We start from the raw sequence: 24,208 nt of genomic DNA on the forward strand, positions 1-24,208 counted from the left end.
TTGGAGATTAATTCAATTAAAAGTGTTAAGGTTTTTTCAGACTCTTTAGTCTAACGTATAGCTTTATGTGGCAATAGCAGGATATGATTAAATTAATAATTTAAAGACTTTTGCTTTCTATCTTTTACAGGGTATAACGGTTATCAATGCAATGCTGAGTGGAATGCTTCTCAAAATATTGGTCAATGGTTAGGTGTTTTATGTCCTTTGAATCTTGAGAAAGCTGTATCGGTAATGGGCATGGATGATTTAAAGGTAGGGGTCAATAATAGTCCCTAAACTAATGAAAAGTTTAAACAGGAGATAAATCCACCTGTTTAAATTAAACGACCTTTAGAATCAAAACGGATTTATCTCATGGAGTGTCAAATAAATAATATTTATTAACTATAATAGTCCTCAAATTGAGCTGTTTAGACAATATCTTAGGATTAGGAAACAGTATTATGACTCTGTGGATGTTTAATCCGTAAAGGAGCGCTTAACTAGAAGCAGTAGTAAAAGTTTCTGGATTTATTATTTATATTTTGGATTTTTGACAAATCTTTTACGGATATCTATGTACTACCATACTGTAAAAGCCCTTTCATAACTTCCACAAAGTTGTTGACTTTCAGGATATTTAAAATTGGCCAATTGGCTACTAATATAATATGTATTAATTTTAACTATTAATTTATAGTTGCTCTGTGGGCTAAATATACTGCCCTATTAATATTGAAAAAATAACTTTATGGAAGAAAGGTATAATCGCGACCCCCAATTAAATATTAAAGAATTAATGCTATCTACCTCATTTTTTGAAGGTTTACCAGAAGAAGCATTAGAAAAAGTAGTAATTCATGTAGTCAGTCGTCAACATCCACCAAATCAGGTAATCTTGCTGGAGAATGATTGGGGGACATCTGTATACTTCATTCTGGATGGGTGGGTAAAAATTCGCACCTATAATTTGGATGGTAAAGAAGTAACGCTGAATATTTTAGGTAAAGGCGAATTATTTGGAGAAATGGCCGCTTTGGATGAAGTACCTCGCTCTACTGACGTAATTACCTTAGCCCCCACGTTAATTGGTAATATGCCAGCTCAGGATTTTGCTCATCTAATTCATACTGAACCCACAGCGGGAATTCGATTAGCCCAATTAATGGCCAGACGTTTGCGACAAGTGAATCGACGACTTAGACTACGAGAAGCAGATGCTCAGGCCAGGGTAGCAGATATTTTACTATTTTTAGCAGAAGGGCAAGGTATAGATTCTCAACAAGGAAAAGAAATTCCTAATTTGCCTCATAGAGAGCTAAGTAGTTTAAGTGGGTTGGCCAGAGAGACAGTGACTAGAGTCTTAAGTAAGTTAGAAAAAAAGTCATTAATCAAGCGCGATCGCGATACATTATGTATTCCTGACATACACGCATTGGAACGTACACTTGTTTAATTGGGCTTGCTGAATAAATGTATTATTTTACAGGAGTCAGGAGACAGGAGACAAGAGTCAGGAGTTAGGAGGCAAGAGTCATGAGACAGGAGACAGGAGTCAGGAGAAATAAAAGAGTTTTTCGGTGACTTTAAAATCAGAAATAGATATAATTCTGACTATTGTTTTGGGTGAAAATTTACCACTAATTGAATTTCATACATCAAATCAAAATCAGCAACGCCGTTTAATCAAGAAGTAAATTAAAAGTTAATTAAAGTTCACGAGTGCAGGATGGCAGAAATAACTAACCAGTTACAAAATCCTAAAAGCCTTACCAATCTTTACTTTTGAGGGCGTTAGCGGAGCTTGGCGCTAGCCAATGCCATTCGCCCCTACGACTTTTAACTTCCGCGTAGCGGCACTAGCCAAAATTTATAAGGCCAAACCAATTCTGTGAAAACAACTTCAGATCGAATACCATCATCCACCAGCAAAGAAGATAAACCAATAGTTCTGGTAGAAACAGCTTTTCTGGCCAGTACAGCTAGTTTAATTTGGTTTATCAATTATTATTTTCCCTTGGGACCATTATTAAGAGTTTTCTTCCCAGTACCAATTGCCTTACTATATTTACGATGGGGAAACCGTGCCGCTTGGATGGGCGCAGCAGTATCAGGATTACTTTTATCTGTGCTTATGGGGCCAACTCGTAGTATTTTATTCGTCATTCCCTTTGGTTTGATGGGAGTAATGTTAGGGGGGGTGTGGAAACGAGGAGGAAATTGGTTAACTTCTATTGGTTTAGGTTCTATCCTCGGCTCTTTTGGTTTCTTTTTTCGATTTTGGTTACTTTCACTTTTGTTGGGACAAGACCTCTGGATCTACTTAACTACACAAGTTACAGAATTCCTAGAATGGGTATTTATCAAATTGGGATTATTAGCTCAACCTAGTTTGCCTTTAATTCAAGCGCTTGCTCTAGTGATGGTATTTGTGAATAATGTTGTGTATTTATTTGTTGTACATTTGGTAGCTTTATTGTTGCTAGACCGGATCGGTAACCCTATTCCTAGACCTCCTAAATGGGTAAGAGTGTTGCTTGATTATGAGTAGTGCAGCTACGCGGAAGTCAAAAGTCGTAGGGGCGAATGGCATTCGCCCTCAAAAGTGGTAGGGTGTGTTAGCGGTAGCGTAACACACGAAACTCTTTTGTAGGTATTAGGTATTAGGTGGTAGGTAAACTTTTCTCCTCTCCAATAGACATCTCCAAAAATCAAAAATAGGTAGTTCTGCATAATAATGATATATGCAGATGAACAATTTCTAGTGCGGGCATCCTGTCCTAGCGTGGGCATCCTCAAAGCGAGGGAGCAAGATGTTCCCACTACTGTCTCTGGTAACAACAATAATTACAATGTACGATTATGACAATGCACCACCACTCCAAAATCAAATCAATTGTTATCCATAAATATTTTAATATTTCTCCCTGTTCCCTATTCCCTATTCCCTATTCCCTCTTTTCTGAAGATATCTCATAATCTATTACCTACATTTACTCAACATTAATAATGATTCGTGTTTATACTCAGGTGCAACAGGGAAAAAATTGGCTGCAAAGGTATCGGAGTCGCCAACCAATTTTTGGCTGTATATTAGGATTTACAGATACAGGTCTAATACCGGGAATTTCTGCAGCAGGGGCGACTCCAAAAGACCGCCAATATACTTGTTTGGCAGATGTAGAATTTTTATATAACGGTTTTCAACCACAACCTAAATATCCATTACCACCCCTTGATGCTGGTGCTTCTCCAGTTTTAATTACAAAAGCAATTGTTGATGCTCTCAATATTCCTCTCTACTTATTTAATGCTGGTTTAACTCATCAACCCACTGTACCAACAATTAATTTGGGAGGTACTCCAGCTCGTTGTTTAACTTCCGGTCATGCTTTAGATATGGCAACTGTGGAACATTTACTAGAAGTTGGAAAGAGTTGGGGATATAAATTAGCTGCGGAAGCAAAAGATAGCTATTTAATTTTAGGAGAATGCGTGGTTGGAGGTACAACTACAGCTTTAGCAATTTTGTTGGGTTTAGGTATTGCTGCTGCGGGTAAAGTTAATAGCAGTCATCCTCAATGTAATCATGCTCAAAAGTTGGCTGTGGTGCGCCAAGGTTTACAAGTTTCTGGTTTTAATTCTGTACCTCCCCTTTCACAACCCCTAAAATTGGTGGCGGCAGTGGGAGACCCGATGCAAATAGTAGTAGCAGGAATGGCAATGGCAGCAAGTCTCAAAGTAGGGGTGATGTTAGCTGGTGGTACACAAATGTTGGCAGTTTATGCTTTGATGCAAGCATTAGCTGCAAAATATTCTTTATCTTGGTTGCCTGAGAATATTGTGGTGGGAACAACTCGATGGGTTACTGAAGACCCGACAGGCGATACTGTGGGGTTAGCTAGAGAAATTGGTTTTGTGCCTTTGATGGCAACACAACTTAGTTTTGCTGAGTCTTGTTATCCTCAATTACGAGCTTATGAACAGGGTTATGTTAAGGAAGGTGTGGGTTGTGGAGGATGTGCGATCGCGGCTCATTTATATCAAGATTGGAGTCAAGACCAGTTGCTTCAAGCTGTTGAAAGTTTGTTTGTATAGAACCCCCGATCGTATCTCGAAAAATTAGGCGATCGCTAATCTCTTGAGCATTAGTCGAATCAAACAAAGATTAATTTTTGCGGTAGCATTTTCCAGAGTTCTTTCAAAATTTGGTAGTCCTGCATGGTAATGGTGAGGATATATATTTTTTAATTTTTCCCACACTCCCCATCTCCCCACATTCCCCTCCACCGGAGGGGTCCGCGGGTGGGTCCCCATCTCCCCACACTTCCTTTACCATTACTATGCACCAGCACCCGAATAGCTAGGGTATTTCTTACAGCGCTTTTCAAATTGATGAACCACATCTTCACAAGCAAAACCTTGTAGGGACGTTCCATGGAACGTCCCTACTGTGGTCTACCCAAATGAAAACCGCTGTAACTTATCTTTTTCGTCAAATAGTCATTTCCAATAAATTCTTTCTATCAACTCTACTAAATAACAATTAATTTCTCAAACTCTCCAACACCTCATCAGTCAAGGGGTTTTCACCTGCCTGGAGCGCTTCGATCCATTTTTGCCGTTGTGCTTTTTTCTTCTCACCATCAGTCCATTCTACATATACCTGAAAATCTGCGATCGCTCCTTTAAGATCCCCTGTTAATGCCCTAGCAAGTCCGCGACTGTCAACAATAGAGCCATTTTCAGGGTCAAGGGTGACTGCTTTCTCACAGGCAAACATAACATCAGCAGCTTTGTTATAAAGACTGCCATACCAACAAAGTGTACCCCAATTATTAGCAGGAATTTGAGTAGAGTAGATTTTTTCTGCTTGTTTGTAAGAGTTAATTGCTTCCTTAACTTTACCCTCTTTCACAAGTTCCTTTCCTTTATCCAAAAACCCATTTACTGCCTGATATCTAGCTTTAGCCTTAGCAATATTTTGCAGAGTAGGCATAAATGCTAGCTCGTCCAGTTTTGCTATTGCTTCTTCATACTTTTCTACTGTTGCTTCTGCTATAACTTCCTCCATCAGCTTTTCTGCCTTAAATAATGATTCTGCAAGAACTTTTGGCTTGAGGTTAAGGTCGGGGTTCCATGTTAGTGCTTTCTTAAATGTGACAACTGCCTCGTTAACCTTCCCCTCTCTTGCCAACTTCTCTCCCTCCATCACCCAACTACGAGAGGCTACTTTCTTACGTCCGTAGGTTTGGCAAATTTTAAGTTCCTCTAACTCTTGGGGATGGGAAATCAGGTAATCCTCTAACCAGTTGCAAACATGCTTGGTTAAATCTTCTCTCCGCCAAGTCCACAATTTTACCGTTTCGTCAGCACTAGCGGTAGCAATAGTCTCTCCATCCGGACTAAATGCTACACTATAGATCTCATTCTCATGTCCGGTTAAAGTCTGCAACAACTGCCCCTGAAGGTTCCACAATTTCACCGTTTTGTCAGCACTAGCAGAAGCAATAGTCTCTCCATCCGGACTAAAGGCTACACCATTAACCCAATCTTCATGGCCGTTGAGAGTCTCTAACTCCTTCCCCTGAAGGTTCCACAATTTCACTGTATTGTCAGCACTTGCAGAAGCAATAGTCTCTCCATCCGGACTAAATGCTACACCATTAACCCAATCTTCATGGCCGTTGAGAGTCTCTAACTCCTTCCCCTGAAGGTTCCACAATTTCACTGTATTGTCAGCACTTGCAAAAGCAATAGTCTCTCCATCCGGACTAAATGCTACACCAAAGACTGAATACTTATGCCCAGTTAGAGTCTCTAACTCCTTCCCCTGAAGGTTCCACAATTTCACTGTATTGTCAGCACTTGCAGAAGCAATAATCTCTCCATTAGGGCTAAATGCTACACCACTGACCCAATTATTATGCCCGGTTAGAGTCTGCAATAGTTGCCCCTGACGGTTCCACAATTTTACTGTATTGTCACTACTAGCAGAAGCAATAATCTCTCCATCGGGACTAAATGCTACACCCATGACCAAATCATCATGCTCCTGCAAAGTCTGCAATAATTTCCCCTCACGGTTCCACAATTTCACTATATTGTCAGCACTAGCAGAAGCAATAGTCTCTCCATCAGGACTAAATGCTACACCCATGACGAAATCATCATGCTCCTGCAAAGTCTGCAACAACTGTTCCTTTTGCTTCCACAATTTCACTGTATTGTCAGCACTTGCAGTAGCAATAGTCTCTCCATCAGGACTAAATGCTACACCCATGACCGAATCATCATGCCCCTGCAAAGTCTGCAACAGTTGCCCCTTTTGGTTCCACAATTTCACTGTTTTGTCAGCACTAACAGTGACAATAGTTTTTCCATCAGGGCTAAATGCTACAGAGTAGACCCAATTTTTATGCCTCCTCAGAGTCTGTAATAACTGCCACGAATTCCCCAAAGGAATTAGCCACAACTTCCCCTTTTGGCTCCACAATTTCACCGTATTGTCAGCACTAGCAGTGGCAATAGTTTTTCCATCAGGACTAAACGCTACATCCCTGACTTTATCCTTATGCCCAGTTAGAGTCTGCAACAGTTGCCCCTTTTGGCTCCATAATTTCACCGTGTTGTCAGCACTAGCAGTGGCAATAGTCTCTCCATCGGGACTAAATGCTACACCCAAAACATCATTCTTATGCCCAGTTAGAGTCTGCAACAGTTGCCCCTTTTGGCTCCATAATTTCACCGTGTTGTCAGCACTAGCAGTGGCAATAGTCTCTCCATCGGGACTAAATGCTACACCCAAGACATCATTCTTATGCCCCACTAGAGTCTGCAAAAAATCTCCCTGACGGTTCCACAATTTCACCGTATTGTCAGCACTAGCAGTGGCAATAGTCTCCCCATCAGGGCTAAAGGCTACACTATTTACCCACTCCTTATGGCCTAGCAGAGCCTGCAAAAAATCTCCCTGACGGTTCCACAATTTCACTGTATTGTCAGCACTTGCAGTAGCAATAGTCTCTCCATCGGGGCTAAATGCTACACCCACGACCCAATGTTTATGTCCCTGGAGACGGTTAAGCTCTCTAAATTCTTCTTTGTTACGTTTGTAAACTGCTACTCGAAAAGCATCTGTAGTGTTGTGTTTTTCATCTGTTAGTTCAAATTTACCAGCTATTTTTTGCCTAACTTTCATGGCTTTTATCAACCCATCCCATCGCTGATCTGACACCAACAAAGTTATAGACTCATTTGTCTGAGCAATCATGGTTTGCTTTTTTGCTTCTTGACTTTGTCCTAGTGCCAGGAAGCCAAATATTGTCATCCCTCCTGCCAATACTGCCATCACTAAGGAATAAGCAACCGAACTTCTAAGCAGTTGCTTCTGCAACTTTTGTCGTTTTTCTTGCTCCTGTTTCAGTTCTTTAAGTACTTCTTCCAACTGCCGTCGTTTTTCCCGTTCCTGTTTCAGTTCTTCTAATATTTCAGGGCCTTTCCTTTGCCGAATAAAAGCAACTAAATAATCATGCACTAACTGATAACGTTTTGCTGGTTTTTCTGGCAACAAAAATACTAAACTAGCCTCGACAAAAATTTTTAATACTAACTCTAACTCTTTCACTTTAAACTCACTTTCTTTCACCAATTCAGCCTGAGTTTTTAGTGGACGAGTATTGTTTTCATCGGTCAACAACATCAACACCAACCAAGCCAGTTTTTCATTTTCTTCACCACAGTCTTTCACTACTGATGCTAAATATCGGTTTACTAATTCTGCCTTGGGATAATCTCCGAATTCTTGATATTTTTCGACAGTGGTAATACTCTCTGTCTGTAGTTGTGCCCCCACAATTTGTAACTCAATCGGACGAATATCTTCTGTATCCTTGTCTAAGTCTTCTACCAATTTTTCTGTCAATTTTGAATCGATTTTAAATTGAGAGTTTTCGGTTAATTCTTGAATAACTGATTTTGCCTGATCCTGGGAAAAATTTCTCAATTCATAACGAATATTTTTACTTAAAATATCATTGTTGATTGTTTCTAAGTTAGCTAAATAATTAAATTCTAATAAATAATGAATATAATCCTCTCGCAGGGATAAAACAATTTTCACAAAAGGAATTTCCAAACATTCTTGCAGAAACTGAGCAAATTCTCTTTTCTGCTCTGTCTCTGAATTAACAAAGAAAAATTCCTCAAATTGATCGAAAATAATAACCGTCAGTAGATTTAATTCAGCATTATTTCGTAACTGCTCAAAAATTGCCTCAGCCCAATTAAGCATCTGTAAATTAACTGCTAATTGGGGATTTTTTTTGAGTCTTTTAGCTAAACTTTCCCCCAATGCTGAAATCCAATTAACATAAACTCGCTGCAAGACCACTACTACATTACGGGTATCAATTGATTTTTTTTCTAAAGCAGGTATTAATCCCGCCTCCAAAATTGAACTTTTACCAACTCCTGATTGTCCATGAATCACGATCAGTTTATAGTCAGGGCGACTAATTCTTTCTAGCAATTCTTCTACATTAAATTGACGCCCTGATGCAGAAATTTCTTGAGTAACTTTTCGTCTATTCCGTTGAGGTAAAGCCGGATTGGTATTTGGTTTTCTATATCCCAAACGATTTGCACCGATAAATGCTACAAACCCAAATTGTTGTTCTATTTGTTGTCGTTCTTGCTTTAATTTAAAAGCTACTAAATATGCCTTTTGTTGGCAATATATTTCTCGTAATTCTGTGATGATATCAATATAAATTTCGGCACTGTATTCAGGTTTTGTCGTTTTTTTTGCTTGTTCAAAATTGGCTATAGATGCTTCAAACGTACCTAAACCTTTTTCGGCTTTTGCTAGAGCAAACAAATATTTTCCTAGATGAGAATAGCGCTCCCAATTTAAAGTGATTTTGTCTTTTTCTGAGCTATAAGGAGATACAGCATCTAGAGTTTTGTTGCAAATTTCTATGGCAGTTTGAGCAAGTTTTTTTGCTTGTTTATAATGATTTTTTGCCAGTTCAAATTCTGCTAGAAAACTATAAGCACGAGCTAGTCGAAAAGATGTTTGAATATCCCCCCTCATTCCACCTTTGGTAAGGCGATCCCCCCTCATTCCCCCTTTGGTAAGGGGGGAGGAAGAAGAAGAGTCCAACTCCCCCCTTGGTAACGGAGGTTGGGGGAGATCGAAAACTTTTATTGCTCTATTGGCAACAGTTTCTAATTCATCCCAACGCCCCAAAGTCTGCAAAACTTCTCCCCAAGCATTGATAAATTTAGCAACTAAGTCTGGGCGGTTAACTGTCTCAAAGCCTTCTACTGACTGCTGAAAATATGAACAAGCTCTCTCATAAGCCATATTTTTCTCAACCCGATGTCTAACTGCATAACTACGCCACCATAACCCCAGATAATAATAAGTGTGAGCCACCCGCACTAAGTTATTAATTTGTTGCCAAAGTTCGAGACTATGTTGATAATGCTCTAGTGCTGTTTCGGTAGAATTATCGGTTGCCCTGCCTAAAACAAATTCCAAACTTGCTTCTAATTCAAGCTCTAAGGTAACTTCTCGGTTTAACAATTCTTGCCTTGCGCTCACTAACTCTTGATAAGCAGACTCTCCCAAACCAAGGACAGCATCATCTAAAAATATTCCTGCTCCACTTTCTAAAACTTTCTGATAAACACTCTCACTGGTCTGCTGAATAAAATCAATTAATTCTTGAGTCGCAGTTTCAAAAACGGTCAGACTTGACCAATTTTCAAAGTCAGGAATTAACCGAATAAATTTACGAGAAATTTCTGCGTCTATCCATAAAACTATGGGATAGGGACAATTTTTCCTAAACTCTTCGCGCACTAACCCCATTGATACGAGCAATTTATCAATATCCCTGACAGACTCTAAACCCCAAACCATCAGAGCATCTGGTTGTTTGCCTCCTAACCGTTTTCTGATAGTTGCATAAAGTTCATCGACAGACTCATCCAACTGCAACTGTGCCAAGTCTCCAGAAAAAGATTCCCGGAGTTGTATAATTAGGCGATCGCGCTGGTTGAGATTATTGCACTGTGCCAAAAACAGCCGAAATTGTCCTTGAGACATTTCCATGCCTCGGATTAATTTATGCAATAATTTTTGATTGTTAATTTCCAAATGTGTAGGCATATTTTTGTTTGTAGTTGGGCTTTAGCCCATCAAATACTGAATCTTCGGGTTCAAGCCGTACTGGACTGACACGCCTAAAACTGTGTAATAGATTTTTGTTTCTAGGTGTCCCCATCTCCCCATCTCCCCATCTCTCCATCCCCCCATCCCCCCATCTAACCCACCATTTTAGGTGTGCCATTCCACTACGCTTATTGAACAGTTTTAGCTGTGTCAGTCTACTACAAGCCTAATTCGGGCTAAAGCCCTACTACAAGCCTAATTCGGGCTAAAGCCCTACTACGAGCCTAATTCGGGCTAAAGCCCTACTACGAGCCTAATTCGGGCTAAAGCCCTACTACAAGCCTAATTCGGGCTAAAGCCCTACTACGAGCCTAATTCGGGCTAAAGCCCTACTACGAGCCTAATTCGGGCTAAAGCCCTACTACGAGCCTAGTTATATCTTTAACTCCGGTGCATCTTTCAAGAGAGGATTAATATCAAACCAAGGGCCTATTTCATCTTGATACTCATAAACAAACATACTCCGAATTAAAGTTTGGTATCCATCATATCCCGTTACTTTTTTTGTCTGAGCAACTTGGCGTAATAATTCCCACTCATGGTCATCTACAGCCAAAAGTCGCTGATTACGATAAGTTTTAATTACATTGGCAACACTAGCACGGGAGATTGGAAGATCCCCTTCTTCCATAATAGCTTCATTAACTATGCGCAATACATTCCTCACATGGCCACCACTGAAACGACATAAGTAATCTAAAGTTTCCTGACTATCAAAAATTTCGGTAACTTTTTCCAAACGTTGCTGTGGTTCTAATTCTGGAAATGCCCTTGCCAACACTAACTGTCGCATTAACTTCATTCCTTCAGCACATTCACTACCATCGCGCAACTGTGTCGCCACCATTGGCAATATTTGAGGGTCTTTCTTAAATCTTTGAGTTAATGTGTCGTAGTCATTGGAAAATCTCAGTGCCATAGGAAGAGTATAAATCATATGACAATGGAGACTCATCAGTTGTTCGCCTCGGTCAACAAATAGATATTCTGGTTGAGGTCGCCCCCAAGGTTTAGGTGAGCTATCAACTTTTTCCAAGTTGTCAACGATAACCACTAATCCTTTTTTACCATACTGTTTCAGCTTTTCGTTAGCGGGTTCGAGCAATTCTTTGTTAATAGTTTCAATAATTCCGCTGGTGCGGGGTCCGAGATATTCTCTGAGTTTAGTACGAAGTTCGGGACTAGCTTTTGCCTGGGCAGTAATTTTACCAATTCCTAAAGCTACAAATTCTAATCCTTTTTCGCCAGCTTTGACTTGACCGACTCCAGGCAAACCAACTTCTGCTGAAAATGAACCCTCACTACTAGCTGCCACTTTACCCACACCAGGAATATTCGCTTCTGCAGAGAGTTCAATTTCTGTCTGCAATAATTTTGCAGCTCCCTGAAGTAGACCTTTTAACCCTTTTGGTTCCTCCAAGTTAAGTTTTTCCAACTTCTCCAAACTTCTGCCGATCTGTTGTGCAATAGTTAGGAAAATATCACCTACATCTACATCTCCCATTTCTAGGTTTTTGTCAGATTCAAAATAGACAACGTGAAAGCCTTCTGCTTCTAACTGTTGCTTGAGTTGCCATAATTCTGTAGATTTGCCACAACCAATATGTCCGGTGAATAGTTGGCAAGTGGATTGGTCTGAAGACCAGAGAGTAATAGTATTTTTTAATTTTTTAATAACTTTTCCCCCACGCACCGTCGAGAAGTCAATGTAGTATTTCTTGTCAATTTCTACATTATCTATAAACAGAGGAATGCCAGGGTTTGTTGCCTGAAAAAAGGCTTTAATATCTACGGTCATAACTATTTTCTATTTATGAGTAGCTACCATCTATTTTATCGCAGGGAACATTCAAGAATTTAGAATTTAGAATTTAGAATTTAGAATTACCTCTTCTTTTCAAGAAGAGGATTGACTAATCATGAAAATTTTTATTTATTATCTCCTTAAAAGAGGAGGCTTTAAACCACAATATTTCGATAAGAAAAACTTTTCTATCTGCTGGTTTTCTGCCGACAATAATATAAACAATTACAATTATCAAAGAAAACTTTATACTTACTCATAATCATGGCACCAGCAGTTTTAATAGAAAACCTTCAGAAAAGTTATGGTTCAGTTACAGCAGTTAAGGACGTTTCCTTTCAGATAGAACCTGGAGAAATATTTGGTTTACTTGGCCCTAATGGTGCAGGTAAAACAACCACACTACGCGCTCTGTGTACTCTACTTACACCAGACGCTGGACGTTTAGAAGTATCTGGTATTTCAGTAGTTGACCAACCGAGAATAGCTAGACAACGTCTTGGCTATGTTGCTCAGGAAGTGGCCATCGACAAGGTACTGACAGGCCGAGAACTACTGGAACTACAAGCAGCTATATACCATATTCCAGGCAAATTGGCAAGGGAAAGAATCGAAGGAGCGATCGCCCTCCTGGGAATAGAAGATTGGGCGGACAAAAAAACAGGCACTTATTCAGGGGGTATCCGCAAACGTCTAGATTTAGCAGCGGGTTTATTGCATCAACCAGATGTTTTAGTTTTGGATGAACCGACAGTGGGTTTAGATATTGATAGTCGGGTAGCAGTTTGGGATTTTTTGCGTCAGTTGCGAGACTCAGGTACAACAGTTTTGATTACCAGTCACTATCTGGAAGAAGTCGATGCTTTGGCAGATAGGGTAGCTATTATTGACCAAGGTGTGGTTATTGCGACGGGTACTCCTTCAGAACTTAAAGACCGGGTGGGAGGCGATCGTATCACTCTCCGTATTCGGGAATTTTCTTCTACTGAAGAAGCTGAAAAAGCAAAAGTATTACTAGGAAACCTGCCAATAGTTCAAGAAGTTATTGTTAATGCTGCTCAAGGCAATTCTTTAAACTTAGTTGTGACACCCCAGAGCGATGCTTTGATCGAAATTCAACAGTCATTGCAGTCAGCAGGTTTACCAATTTTTGGTATTGCTCAAGCACGACCAAGTTTGGATGATGTTTACCTGGCAGCAACAGGAAAAACTTTGATGGATGCAGAATTAGCTGCTGTGGGTAGTCGCGACTTAAAAGCTGAGAAAAAACAAAGTATGCGTTGAACGTTTTCGTAAATTGGCAGTTTGTAGGTTGGGTTGACGTGAACGGAAACCCCACGGTAGTAAAGAGGGTGGGGAGATGGGGAGATGGGGAGATGGGGAGATGGGGAGATGGGGAGATGGGGAGATGGGGAGATGGGGAGATGGGGAGATGGGGAGATGGGGAGATGGGGAGATGGGGAGATGGGGTGTGTTAGCGACAGCGTAACGCACCATCAATAGCTGGAATAGGCGGTGCGTTACATTTCAGACGCACCCTACTTCTACTTCTAGCGATCGCTATCTAATCAAGAAACCTTCTTGTGCTAACTCTGGTATATTTGTTAAAGTGGCAAATTGACCTCCATTACCAAAACCAGTTGCGCTACCGTTGGGGTTGTAGAATAAGTTTCCATTGTCACTATTAGACATCTCCAGAAAATAAACTTGCCCTTTATTTGCTATAAACTAGAGTGTAATAATACCAAATTGATAAATGTTTGCTACAAATAGCTAGGATATTTATTAGGAGTCAGGAGTCAGGAGTCAGGAGTCGTATAAGAATGGCTTTAATACCATTTTTTAGAACGTAAATTATCTTTTTTATCAAAGGGATATCTCCTGTAAAGTTTTTTGATCGCTCTTACTATTCGTAGCATTAGACATCTGGTAAAAATCAAAAACAAAATCAATTATTATCCATAAATTATCAATTATTCTTCTCTGTTGCCTGTTGCCTGTTCCCTGTTCCCTGTTCCCTCTTTTCTGGAGATGTCTATTCTTTTTTCAAATTGGTATAACTCAAAAAATCATTTTCCGTATTTTTTTCCTAAAAACATCTTCCCTGTTCCCTGTTCCCTGTTCCCTATTCCCTACTTTTATAAGTTGAGTAGTTTATGCATTTAATTGATTACACTATTGTCGTCATCTACCTGCTGGCGATTGTCCTGTTTGGCATATTTCTCCAACGCAAAGCATCCGCTGGTATAGACTCTTACTTTCTAGGCGATCGGAATATGCCTTGGTGGGTATTGGGGGCATCTGGGATGGCTTCCAATACGGACATTGCAGGGACAATGTTGATAACTGCCTTAGTCTACGCTTTGGGAACAAAGGGATTTTTTCTGGAACTCCGGGGTGGCATTGCCTTAATTCTAGCAATGTTCATGATTTTTATGGGCAAGTGGAACCGCCGCGCCCAAGTTATGACCTTAGCGGAATGGATGCATTTGCGTTTTGGAGTTGGACGGGAAGGAAATCTCGCCCGGATAGTTAGTGCTGTTGCTGCTATTATCTTGACCATTGGCAGGATTAGTTACTTTGCCATTGGTGGGGGCAAATTTTTAGGAGAATTTATCACAGTGGATGCCCGTCTGGCCTCAATTTTAATGATATTCCTGGCATTGATATACACTGTCCTTAGCGGTTTTTATGGGGTGGTGTTAACAGACCTGTTTCAGGGAGTTTTGATTTTTGTGGCTATCATCTATATCTGCGCGATCGCTCTCCAACTTCCTCCTCTCCCGGAGACATTTGCCATTTCTATTCCGGGAACTGAGCAATTGCACGAGTGGAATTTTAGCGAGTGGAGCAGTATATTCCCCTCCATGGAAGTAGATTTGCCAGGAGACTATGGTCGTTTCAACTTGTTCGGCGCTATCCTTTGTTTCTATCTGCTGAAAGTATTGATGGAAGGGTTTGGCGGTATCGGTGGTTATATGATGCAGCGTTATTTTGCTGCCAAAAGCGACCGGGAAGTTGGGTTAATGTCCCTCTGGTGGATATTCTTGCTTTCCTTTCGCTGGCCTTTGGTAACCGCTTTTGCTATCCTAGGTATCAATTACGGCATTACTAACCAAGTAATTCCTGACCCGGAACTGGTCTTGCCAACAGTTATCGCTACTTACCTACCAGTGGGAATTAAGGGATTGGTATTAGCTTGTTTTATCGCCGCCGGGATGTCTACTTTTGACTCCTTAATTAATGGTGGTGCTGCTTACTGGGTGAAGGATATTTATCAAGCTTATCTCAATCCGCAAGCTGACAACCGCAAACTGCTGGCTCAAAGTCGTTGGGCATCGGTTATCATTGTTATGGTGGGATTGCTATTTAGCTTCAGTATCTCCAATATCAATGAAATTTGGGGATGGTTGACTCTGGGATTGGGTACGGGTTTGGCGGTTCCTCTGCTGTTAAGATGGTATTGGTGGCGGTTTAATGGTTATGGATTTGCTACGGGTATCGCTGCTGGTATGGTGGCCGCAATTGTGACTAAGGCGATCGTTTTACCTTCTTTGCCGGATCTGCAACTTGCCGAATTTATCCAATTTCTAATTCCTAGCAGTTGTTCTTTGGCAGGATGTATCGCTGGCACTCTGTTAACCCCGGCAACGGAACGGTCAGTTCTGGAGAATTTTTATACTGTCACCCGTCCCTTCGGTTTTTGGAAGCCGATCGCTGTTAATATTCCCCGCAATCTCACGGTCAATATCGCATTAGAGAATCGGCGAGATTTACTGGCAACTGCGATCGCGATTCCCTGGCAAATAGTTTTGTGTCTCACGGGAATTATGTTTATGATGAAACGTTGGGATAATTTCCTAATTCTATCTCTGTTGCTGGTTGTACTCTCTATCTGTTTGTACTTCGCCTGGTACAGATATCTGTACGGAAGTCAAAATTCAAAAGTTAAAAGTTAAAAGTAAGAAAAACGGAAGTCATTATATCAAATCCGGTTAAACAGTTATAGATTGGTTAAGTAAGGAGGAGTAAACCCACCCCTCGCCCCTCCCCCTCCCAGGAGGGGAAGTCAGGAGGACAAGTCAGGAGGAGAGAGAATTACAAAGATGAGCGTAGTTATGACGATTGGAGAAATTTTTTATGTCCAATAAAACGGATTTGATCTCAAAAGTCAAAAGTCAAAAGTAACAAAAACGGAAGTCATTAATACACATCTCCAATTCTGGAGATGTCTAATAGACATCTGGTAAAAATCAAAAATAAAGTCAATTATTATCCATAAATTATCAATTATTCCCCTCCCAGGAGGGGTTCGGGGTGGGTTCCCTGTTGCCTTCCGGAGCTGTTGCCTGTTGCCTCTTTTCTGGAGATGTCAATTATCCGGACATGATATAATTGCTAACCTCTGAGGAAGAAATCTTCTGCTTCTATCGATGGAATATTTGTTAAAGTTGCAAATTGACCTCCATCACGAAAAGCAGTTTCACTGCCATTAGCGAATCTATCAGCTTTAACGCGCTATGTATCCGCCATCAACCATCAAAGATGTCGCAGTGATAAATGAAGCTTCCTCTGAAGCAAGAAATAAGATTGCGAAAGCAACTTCTTGGGGTTTTCCTATACGGTTCAAAATGTGAAGGGGTGCCTCCTGTGCTAGAAATTGTTCCTCAGTTATCCCTATGTTTGCCAGATGACGATCTATTGCCTGAGTGCGGATAGTACCTGGGCACACACAATTCACTCGGATTCCATAAGGAGCAAGTTCCAGAGCCATACATCGGGTCATATTGACTATAGCTGCTTTTGTCGTACTGTATGGGAGAAATTCGGGTTGAGCAATGAAAGAAGAAATGGAACCCAAATTTACGATTGAGCCACCACCATGTTTCTTCATGACCTCTGAAGCATATCGTGTACAAAGAGACGTTCCAATAATGTTGACATTCAGAGATTGATGCCATTCTTCAACAGTGGCATCGAGTCCCTTTAAGACAAAGACAGCAGCATTATTGACTAAAATGTCGATACGACCATACTCGCGCTCAATGTTTGTCATCGCCTGCTTAACCTCTTCTTCTTGAGAGATGTCAGTCTTAATGAACGTTGCAGTCCCTCCCAAGTCAACGATTTCGTCAGCGACGTTACTCCCCAGCATTTGTTTGTCCAGGATAATTACCTTGGCGCCTTCTTCAGCAAAGAGAGTTGCAGTCGCTTTTCCAATCCCCTCTGCTGCCCCTGTTATCACAGCAACTTTATTTTTAAGTCTTATCCCCATAATATAAACTTCCTTCAAAAGACGAAAAAGAACAGATTCCATTAAATTTTGTGTTAAATCACTTTAGCAGTTAATGCCGTTGAGTGCTAATGAAATAAATAGACATCTCCAGAAAAGAGGGAGTAGGCAGCTTTGCTGTAGGCAGTAGGGAGAAATAATTGATAATTTATGTGTGAGAATTGATTTTATTTTTGATTCTTGGAGATGTCTAATAGTTACCAGCAGAAGTCCTATTTATCATAATGTAAAGTTTTGCAACAAAATTCAACACTTCTGGGGTCTAGCATATCGACCTCAGGAAATTTTTAGAGAGTCTATAAACTCTTTTACTGCTTTGTGAAAGTCTTCAACAGCGTCAAAGTGGATATTATGACCACACTCTGAAAATTCAATTAAGCGAGTATTGGGACGCTTTACCGCCATTTCCCTAGCGTGCTTTGTGGGAAGTACCTTGCTAAGTTGACCACACATTAACAGTGCAGGACAAGATGAACCTAACCAATCAGGCCACCAGTCACCATTCAATTGTTGTTGTGACACGACCATGTCTTTGTATCGGAATCTAAAACCCCATCCATCTGAGTATTCTTTTAAACTCTCCATAAAGTATTTTCCGCCATCAATACAAGCATCTGTAAAGAAAGCATTTACAGTTTGCAGAGTGGGGAAACGCTGAGGCCATGATAATACAAAACTCAAATCGTCCTGGGTTATTGCACCAATGTCAACAATAATCATACCCTGTACAAGTTGAGGGAAGCGAGCTGTAAGCTGATAAGCATTGACCCCCCCTAGAGAATGACCAATTAAAATGACTGGCTGAAGTTTGAGCAAGTGAATAACCTTAAGCGCATCATTAATGTAAGCCTCCCGAGAATATTCTTCTGTTTTATCACTCCAACCATGACCACGCTGGTCAAGAGCGATGACACGATAGGATTCCCCTAGATACTCTGCGAGAGAGGCAAACCAACGCCCACAACCAAAATGGCCGTGCAAAGCAAGAATATTAACTCCTACTCCACCGGAGTCAAGATAGGAAAGTTTCATCTCATCAATGTGGAGTTCTTTTCTTAATAAGATCATAACCTCCTGATTCGCTAAAGGTAATTTTTTTTACTCAACATGAAAGTTGGCGTTGAATATTGGCTAGAAGGGCACAACTATCGCTTACACTAGTATGAATTTTCACATTGGATATGTGGTAATCGGATGTTGTGAATATACCATCTACTACCAGATTTATTTGACCAGCACGATGCAAAGATTCATCGATTGTAGAATTTATTTGGCAAGTTCAATCATTTTATTGGCATAGCTATCATCATCTCCCTTAATCATAGAATGGCTATTTTGTCAATTTGTTAACTGATGACACGCCCTAGTGCAGGATGGCGGAAATAACTGACCAGTTACAAAATCCTAAAACAATTACAAATCAAAAATGATTGACTTTTAACTGTCTTGAGTGTGTCTTACATTCTGAGGAGACCTCAGAATTACACACTCGATGCATGACTTTTAACTTCCGCGTAGCGGCCTTAGTCCGTTTCTTATAGACTGATTAGTTAACTATATTAGACATCTCCGATAATTTACCTGAAACTCCCAACAAGGTTGTTAAATCTTAATTTCCGGAGAGGTCTATTGGTTCAGAAGCTAAAATATAGCTATCTTAATGGTCTATAACACCTAGTAGCTACTAAAGTAAAGTAACAACAGAAAAGGTAAAGTATTACCTGGATCGACTGAAAATCAAAATCAAGTATCTTAATTATGTCTACCCAAAAACTCACAGGTAACGAAATTCGACAAACATTTCTCGACTTTTACGCACAACGGGAACACAATATTTTACCTAGTGCATCCTTAGTCCCAGAAGACCCCACGGTCTTACTAACTATTGCGGGAATGTTACCATTCAAACCTATATTTCTCGGACAACAACCCCGGAAATATCCCCGCGCTACCACTTCCCAAAAATGTATCCGTACCAACGATATTGAAAATGTTGGTCGCACTGCCAGACATCATACTTTTTTTGAGATGTTGGGTAACTTCAGTTTTGGCGACTATTTTAAACCAGAAGCGATCGCCTACGCTTGGGAACTTTCTACAAAAATCTTCGGTTTACCTCCAGACCGTTTGGTTGTCAGCGTGTTCCGAGAAGATGATGAAGCATTTGCTATTTGGCGCGACAAAATTGGTATTCCTGCACACCGCATTCAACGGATGGATGAGGAGGATAATTTTTGGGCATCGGGTCCGACTGGTCCGTGCGGTCCTTGTTCGGAAATTTATTACGACTTCCATCCAGAATTGGGGGATGAGAACATTGACCTAGAAGACGACAGCAGGTTTATCGAATTTTATAATCTGGTATTCATGCAATATAACCGGGATGCAGAAGGAAATCTCACGCCATTGCAAAACAGAAATATTGACACCGGGATGGGGTTGGAAAGAATGGCGCAAATATTACAAAAAGTGCCGAATAATTATGAAACTGACTTGATTTTTCCGATCATTAAAACTGCTGCGGATATTGCTGGTATCGACTACAAAAAAAGTGATGACAAAACCAAAATTTCCCTGAAAGTTATTGGCGACCATGTACGAGCAGTTGCACATTTAATTGCCGATGGTGTCACCGCATCTAATGTTGGCAGGGGTTATATTCTGCGACGGTTAATTCGTCGGGTTGTGCGTCACGGACGTTTGATTGGCATTTTTGGGGAGTTTACATCCAAAGTTGCTGAGAAAGCGATCGCTCTTTCTGAGGATGTTTATCCTAATTTGCGGGAGCGGGAAAGTGCTATTAAAGCTGAGTTGCAACGGGAAGAGTCTCGCTTCTTGGAAACATTGGAGCGGGGTGAAAAATTGTTGGCGGAAATTATCGCAAAACCGGAAACTCAGAAAACTAAACAAATTTCGGGAGAAGATGCTTTCAAGTTATACGACACCTATGGTTTTCCACTGGAGTTGACTCAGGAAATAGCAGAAGAAAATGGTTTAACTGTTGATGTCAGTATGTTTGAAAAAGAAATGAAACTGGCGCAAGAACGTTCTCAGTCAGCGCACGAAACTATTGACTTGACTGCTGAAGGTGGGGTGAAATTGGATGTTGACAAAACGGAATTTTTAGGGTATACAGATTTGATTTCTTCAGCGCAAGTAATGGCGTTAGTAGCTGAAGGGGAACAGGTTGAATCTGCGGAAGCGGGTACTCAAGTGCAGGTTGTGCTTGACCAAACACCTTTTTATGCTGAGTCTGGAGGTCAAATAGGCGATCGTGGTTATCTGAGTGGGGATAATGTGGTCGTGCGGATAGAAGATGTGCAGAAGCAGAATAATATTTTTGTGCATTTCGGTCGCGTGGAAAGGGGTACGTTACAGTTAGGGATAACGGTGAATGCTCAAATAGATGCTGCTTGTCGTCGCAGAGCGCAAGCAAACCATACCGCAACACATTTGTTACAAGCGGCTTTGCGGTCTCTGGTAGACCAGTCTATTTCTCAAGCGGGTTCGTTAGTATCTTTTGACCGTTTGCGATTTGATTTTAATTGTCCCCGGGGGTTGAAACCGGAGGAAGTGGAGCAAGTGGAAGCTCAGGTAAATAGTTGGATAGCTGAAGCACATCCGGCAACTGTTGCAGAAATGCCATTGGATGAGGCAAAGGCAAAGGGAGCTGTTGCTATGTTTGGTGAAAAGTATAGCGATGTAGTAAGGGTGGTTGACTATCCGGGAGTGTCGATGGAATTATGTGGGGGAACTCATGTGAATAATACGGCAGAAATTGGGGTGTTTAAAATTATTTCTGAAGCTGGTATTTCTTCTGGGGTGCGACGTATAGAAGCAGTTGCTGGTTTGGCAGTTTTAGATTATTTGAATGTCCGAGATGTTGTGGTTAAAGAATTGAGCGATCGCTTTAAGGCAAAACCTGAGGAGTTATCGGAGCGGGTGAGTAATTTGCAGCAGGAGTTGAAGGAGTCGCAAAAACAGTTGGAAGCGTTGAAAGGTGAGTTAGCAGTGGCGAAGTCCGACCAGTTGTTAGGAGATGCTGAGACTGTGGGTGAGTTTCAGATATTAGTAGCGGAAATGCCTGGTGTTGATGCGGAGGCGTTGAAAACTGCTGCGGAACGGTTACAACAAAAGTTGGGCGAGAGTGCTGTGGTATTGGGTGCTGCATCTGGGGAGAAAGTGAGTTTAGTTGCTGCTTTTAGTAAGTCTGTGAATAGTAAAGGTTTGCAAGCAGGGAAATTTATTGGTGGGATAGCGAAAATGTGTGGAGGAGGCGGCGGCGGGCGTCCGAATTTAGCGCAAGCAGGAGGTCGCGATCCGAGTAAGTTGAAGGAAGCGTTGGAGAGTGCGAGGAAGCAGTTGGTTGATGGGTTGAAGTAGGTTATAGTTTTTGAGGTGGGTATACCCCACCTTTTTTTTTCCTAAAGTTTCGTATTAATATAAATAGAATTTTTCTAGAAGTTTTTAAGTGGAGATAGTCAATATAAATAATGGCAGATTTTGGTTATAAAATTGATTTTGCAAGAGATACAGAAGACCCTGAAAGAGTGTTTCGTGCTATGTTGGGACTCATAGAATTTTCCAAAGTAACAGATAATACTTTAATAAAATATCTTGATGTTGAAATTGAGTCTACTTTAGTATTAGAGAATATAGAGCAAGGTTCATTTATTGTTTGGTTCAAAAACATTTTAAATCCTGTTGATCCTAACCAAAAAATAAATGTTAAATCTATTTGTTCATATCTGGGAAGAGGAAAGCTTGATATTATTAAATTCATGAATGATAGAAATACAATAAATAATCGTTCTGAAATATTAGAGTTACAAGAAATACTAAAAGAATCACCACCAGAAACTGAAAGTAATCCTTTGGGTATTTATACAGCACCAAGCGACAAAGAGTTATTATCAAATATAGATAAATTTTGCAAAGCCAGTTCTGAACTTAAAAAATCAGATCAGTTATTTTACTTAATTAAAAAGTCAACTTTTCCTGTTAACCGCCATTTTTATCTTTCTGAAGAATCCAAGGAAAAATTGTTGTTCAAAGAAGTTATAGAAAATGAATTAACAATGATTTTAAAAGTCAAAAAACCTGACTACCTTGGAGAATCAAAATGGGAGTTTAAACATGAAAAAAGAAGGATAGAGGCAAAGATCGCTGACTTAGAATGGTTGCAATCTTTTAGAAATGGAGATGTTTTTATCTTTCCTCGTGCATCAATAAAAGCAATAGTTAAAATTGTCTCTAAATATGATCATGGTGGAAAATTAATCTCCAGTCAGTACACTATTAAAAAAGTTATTGAAGTTATACCTCCATCTCCACCGCCAGGAACCCAATTATCTCTTTTTCCTGATGAATAATAAATAATATTTTTAGTTGTTGAATTAAAAAACTAAAATTTAATATCCCGCCAATTTTTAGCATTCTCTCCCACAAATATTTTCAAGTGTTTAAGATTAGTAGTAGCAACATATATTCCTTGACCAGGAGCTTCTTGACAAAGAATATTCCATTGAGCAGAAATAATCATATCTGCATCAATATTTTGATTATCAGTTGTCGGGATATGATTTTGACGTGCCTCAGCCCAAAACTCAGCAGCTTTGTTCATAACTTCTGTTGTAAGTGGGAGAAAATCTACTACATCCTTAAGACTATCTAATCTTTGTAGACTTTTACTTTTAATCCGAATTAATTCCCGTCTAACTTCATAATCAGAAATTTGAGAAGTTACTACATATATACTTTTAGCTAATAGCTCATATAGCCATTCATTACATTGGGAAATTTCACTATATTTCGTTTGAGAAATATCTTTAACTGAGCTAGCAAGTAAACCAAGCACTCCTGAATCTAAAATTACAATCATAACTATAAATTCTCTCCATTGTACTCTTTTTTAATTTCTTCCATTCTGGCTTTTGCCCAAGCCATAGCACCTTGGTTTTTCTCTAGTTGCTCTTCAGGAGTACGCCCCAAATGTTTCAAATATGGTAATAAAATTCCTTTTTCTGAATTATCTATTTCTGTTGCCTTATTTAACAAATATTGACCTTTCTCCCATAACTTAGAAGTAGATTTTGACTTTCTCAATTCAATTGCTTTAGCTACAGCTTTTGGAATTATCAAAAAAGACTTTTGATACTTACTAAATAAATCTTCTTTTTTTTGTAGGGAAGGCAAAATTAATCTCAATCTAATTAACAAACCTTGCCATCCGTTACATTTAGAACTTGCCTCAGTAAAACTATAAGCTATTTTTCTAAAATATTGACGACTTTCTCCTGAAAATATATCCCAACAAGACTCAATACCAGCAGCTAATTTCTCTATCTTATCCACATACTTATTTATATCTTTAGGGATATCATTTTTAAATTCAATTTCTGTATTAATTGCCTCCAAATATTTTCTCGTACCTGCCATCATCTCCTGTAAAGTTGCCTCTGCACTCTGACCTTTGAGAGCAGCAACTTCTCGAAAAAACTCCTGTACTTCATCAGTTAATGAATTAGGAGAAATACAATTTTCTAAAAACGATTTTACTTTCTCAATATTGTCTTCCGTCCTTTTAAGAGCTTCTATTTCTTGCTGTGAAGTTAGTCCATTAAGCATTTTATTTTTCTCCTTCAAAGACACTAAACTATGATTATTCTATTTTATACCGCTGTTGCCATAAATTACAATATTTTAAAAAATGTATTATATCTATTAAGAACATTATAGACGTTCCTTAATTGCAATTTGGAACGAGTAAATTACAGAATTAGCTGACCTCAGAGATGCTGAAGTTAAAATATTAAATAGAGCAGTTTTATTTCTTGGTTTTGTAGCTATTATATCAGCAATAGATGTGATATTAGCATCAATACTTGAA

Annotated in this window: 18 protein-coding genes; 8 read left to right on the forward strand and 10 right to left on the reverse strand. The window is 39.8% G+C overall.

The window, feature by feature from the left end; translation table 11 throughout:
• Nucleotides 1-733: 733 nt before the first annotated feature.
• The 3 genes from F6K23_RS09170 to cobT all read left to right on the forward strand — a co-directional run bounded on the left by F6K23_RS09170 (nucleotide 734) and on the right by cobT (nucleotide 4,080).
• Nucleotides 734-1,438, forward strand: a complete 705-nt coding sequence (locus F6K23_RS09170; RefSeq protein WP_293153686.1) for a Crp/Fnr family transcriptional regulator — start codon at nucleotides 734-736, stop codon at nucleotides 1,436-1,438.
• 435 nt (nucleotides 1,439-1,873) lie between these two features.
• Complete coding sequence (locus F6K23_RS09175; RefSeq protein WP_293153689.1) at nucleotides 1,874-2,533, forward strand: DUF2232 domain-containing protein; 660 nt, start codon at nucleotides 1,874-1,876, stop codon at nucleotides 2,531-2,533.
• Nucleotides 2,534-2,991: 458 nt separating this feature from the next.
• On the forward strand, nucleotides 2,992-4,080 hold the full coding sequence (cobT, locus tag F6K23_RS09180; protein WP_293153692.1) for a nicotinate mononucleotide-dependent phosphoribosyltransferase CobT: 1,089 nt from the start codon (nucleotides 2,992-2,994) through the stop codon (nucleotides 4,078-4,080).
• A gap of 24 nt (nucleotides 4,081-4,104) precedes the next feature.
• On the opposite strand, the gene F6K23_RS09185 is transcribed toward cobT, so the two are convergent.
• The 5 genes from F6K23_RS09185 to F6K23_RS09205 form a co-directional block, all read right to left on the reverse strand.
• Nucleotides 4,105-4,260 carry a hypothetical protein gene (locus tag F6K23_RS09185; RefSeq protein WP_293153695.1) on the reverse strand — a complete coding sequence of 52 codons (156 nt, stop codon included), beginning with the start codon at nucleotides 4,258-4,260 and terminating at the stop codon, nucleotides 4,105-4,107.
• A complete protein-coding gene (locus F6K23_RS09190) occupies nucleotides 4,230-4,373 on the reverse strand; it encodes a hypothetical protein (protein ID WP_293153698.1) in 144 nt (47 codons plus the stop codon). The genes F6K23_RS09185 and F6K23_RS09190 overlap by 31 nt, the downstream gene beginning before the upstream one ends.
• A 155-nt stretch (nucleotides 4,374-4,528) precedes the next feature.
• Complete coding sequence (locus tag F6K23_RS09195; RefSeq protein ID WP_293153700.1) at nucleotides 4,529-10,159, reverse strand: hypothetical protein; 5,631 nt, start codon at nucleotides 10,157-10,159, stop codon at nucleotides 4,529-4,531.
• The gene (locus F6K23_RS09200; protein WP_293153703.1) at nucleotides 10,137-10,340 is read right to left on the reverse strand and encodes a hypothetical protein; all 204 of its coding nucleotides are present in this window, start codon (nucleotides 10,338-10,340) and stop codon (nucleotides 10,137-10,139) included. Before F6K23_RS09200 ends, F6K23_RS09195 begins: the two co-directional genes overlap by 23 nt.
• Nucleotides 10,341-10,595: 255 nt before the next feature.
• Nucleotides 10,596-12,020, reverse strand: coding sequence for an ATP-binding protein (locus tag F6K23_RS09205; RefSeq protein WP_293153706.1), 1,425 nt, complete (start codon nucleotides 12,018-12,020; stop codon nucleotides 10,596-10,598).
• Between the two features lie 270 nt (nucleotides 12,021-12,290).
• On the opposite strand from F6K23_RS09205, the gene F6K23_RS09210 reads away from it, so the two are divergent.
• Both F6K23_RS09210 and F6K23_RS09215 read left to right on the forward strand, forming a co-directional pair.
• A complete protein-coding gene (locus F6K23_RS09210) occupies nucleotides 12,291-13,310 on the forward strand; it encodes an ATP-binding cassette domain-containing protein (RefSeq protein WP_293153709.1) in 1,020 nt (339 codons plus the stop codon).
• Nucleotides 13,307-13,504 (forward strand): hypothetical protein, encoded by a 198-nt coding sequence (locus F6K23_RS09215; protein ID WP_293153712.1) that lies wholly within the window; start codon nucleotides 13,307-13,309, stop codon nucleotides 13,502-13,504. Before F6K23_RS09210 ends, F6K23_RS09215 begins: the two co-directional genes overlap by 4 nt.
• An 82-nt stretch (nucleotides 13,505-13,586) precedes the next feature.
• Here the strand turns inward: F6K23_RS09215 and F6K23_RS09220 are convergent, their stop codons facing one another.
• A complete protein-coding gene (locus F6K23_RS09220; protein WP_293153715.1) occupies nucleotides 13,587-13,718 on the reverse strand; it encodes a hypothetical protein in 132 nt (43 codons plus the stop codon).
• A gap of 464 nt (nucleotides 13,719-14,182) precedes the next feature.
• Between F6K23_RS09220 and F6K23_RS09225 the strand changes: the two genes are divergently transcribed.
• Complete coding sequence (locus F6K23_RS09225; RefSeq protein WP_293153718.1) at nucleotides 14,183-15,985, forward strand: sodium:solute symporter family protein; 1,803 nt, start codon at nucleotides 14,183-14,185, stop codon at nucleotides 15,983-15,985.
• 551 nt (nucleotides 15,986-16,536) lie between these two features.
• Here F6K23_RS09225 and F6K23_RS09230 read toward each other — a convergent pair.
• Both F6K23_RS09230 and F6K23_RS09235 read right to left on the reverse strand, forming a co-directional pair.
• A complete protein-coding gene (locus tag F6K23_RS09230; protein WP_293153721.1) occupies nucleotides 16,537-17,343 on the reverse strand; it encodes an SDR family NAD(P)-dependent oxidoreductase in 807 nt (268 codons plus the stop codon).
• Between the two features lie 252 nt (nucleotides 17,344-17,595).
• The gene (locus tag F6K23_RS09235) at nucleotides 17,596-18,387 is read right to left on the reverse strand and encodes an alpha/beta fold hydrolase (protein ID WP_293153724.1); all 792 of its coding nucleotides are present in this window, start codon (nucleotides 18,385-18,387) and stop codon (nucleotides 17,596-17,598) included.
• A gap of 690 nt (nucleotides 18,388-19,077) precedes the next feature.
• On the opposite strand from F6K23_RS09235, the gene alaS reads away from it, so the two are divergent.
• On the forward strand, nucleotides 19,078-21,702 hold the full coding sequence (gene alaS, locus F6K23_RS09240) for an alanine--tRNA ligase (protein ID WP_293153727.1): 2,625 nt from the start codon (nucleotides 19,078-19,080) through the stop codon (nucleotides 21,700-21,702).
• A 110-nt stretch (nucleotides 21,703-21,812) separates the two neighbouring features.
• Nucleotides 21,813-22,691: a hypothetical protein gene (locus tag F6K23_RS09245; protein WP_293153730.1), complete on the forward strand. Its 879-nt coding sequence runs from the start codon at nucleotides 21,813-21,815 to the stop codon at nucleotides 22,689-22,691.
• Between the two features lie 32 nt (nucleotides 22,692-22,723).
• On the opposite strand, the gene F6K23_RS09250 is transcribed toward F6K23_RS09245, so the two are convergent.
• Entirely contained in the window at nucleotides 22,724-23,200 is a 477-nt protein-coding gene (locus F6K23_RS09250) for a type II toxin-antitoxin system VapC family toxin (RefSeq protein WP_293153733.1), read from the reverse strand.
• A 2-nt stretch (nucleotides 23,201-23,202) separates the two neighbouring features.
• Nucleotides 23,203-23,946, reverse strand: coding sequence for a hypothetical protein (locus F6K23_RS09255; protein ID WP_293153736.1), 744 nt, complete (start codon nucleotides 23,944-23,946; stop codon nucleotides 23,203-23,205).
• Between the last annotated feature and the right edge of the window lie 262 nt (nucleotides 23,947-24,208).

The organism is Okeania sp. SIO2C9 (assembly GCF_010672455.1).
GTDB lineage: Bacteria > Cyanobacteriota > Cyanobacteriia > Cyanobacteriales > Microcoleaceae > Okeania.

Excerpts from the sequence above, each read along its gene's own strand:
- F6K23_RS09170 (WP_293153686.1), top strand. The coding sequence starts at position 734 with ATGGAAGAAAGGTATAATCGCGACCCCCAATTAAATATTAAAGAATTA.
- cobT (WP_293153692.1), top strand. The coding sequence starts at position 2,992 with ATGATTCGTGTTTATACTCAGGTGCAACAGGGAAAAAATTGGCTGCAA.
- F6K23_RS09195 (WP_293153700.1), bottom strand. The coding sequence starts at position 10,159 with ATGCCTACACATTTGGAAATTAACAATCAAAAATTATTGCATAAATTA.
- F6K23_RS09200 (WP_293153703.1), bottom strand. The coding sequence starts at position 10,340 with ATGGCACACCTAAAATGGTGGGTTAGATGGGGGGATGGGGGGATGGAG.
- F6K23_RS09205 (WP_293153706.1), bottom strand. The coding sequence starts at position 12,020 with ATGACCGTAGATATTAAAGCCTTTTTTCAGGCAACAAACCCTGGCATT.
- F6K23_RS09210 (WP_293153709.1), top strand. The coding sequence starts at position 12,291 with ATGGCACCAGCAGTTTTAATAGAAAACCTTCAGAAAAGTTATGGTTCA.
- F6K23_RS09220 (WP_293153715.1), bottom strand. The coding sequence starts at position 13,718 with ATGTCTAATAGTGACAATGGAAACTTATTCTACAACCCCAACGGTAGC.
- F6K23_RS09225 (WP_293153718.1), top strand. The coding sequence starts at position 14,183 with ATGCATTTAATTGATTACACTATTGTCGTCATCTACCTGCTGGCGATT.
- F6K23_RS09230 (WP_293153721.1), bottom strand. The coding sequence starts at position 17,343 with ATGGAATCTGTTCTTTTTCGTCTTTTGAAGGAAGTTTATATTATGGGG.
- F6K23_RS09235 (WP_293153724.1), bottom strand. The coding sequence starts at position 18,387 with ATGATCTTATTAAGAAAAGAACTCCACATTGATGAGATGAAACTTTCC.
- alaS (WP_293153727.1), top strand. The coding sequence starts at position 19,078 with ATGTCTACCCAAAAACTCACAGGTAACGAAATTCGACAAACATTTCTC.
- F6K23_RS09245 (WP_293153730.1), top strand. The coding sequence starts at position 21,813 with ATGGCAGATTTTGGTTATAAAATTGATTTTGCAAGAGATACAGAAGAC.
- F6K23_RS09250 (WP_293153733.1), bottom strand. The coding sequence starts at position 23,200 with ATGATTGTAATTTTAGATTCAGGAGTGCTTGGTTTACTTGCTAGCTCA.
- F6K23_RS09255 (WP_293153736.1), bottom strand. The coding sequence starts at position 23,946 with ATGCTTAATGGACTAACTTCACAGCAAGAAATAGAAGCTCTTAAAAGG.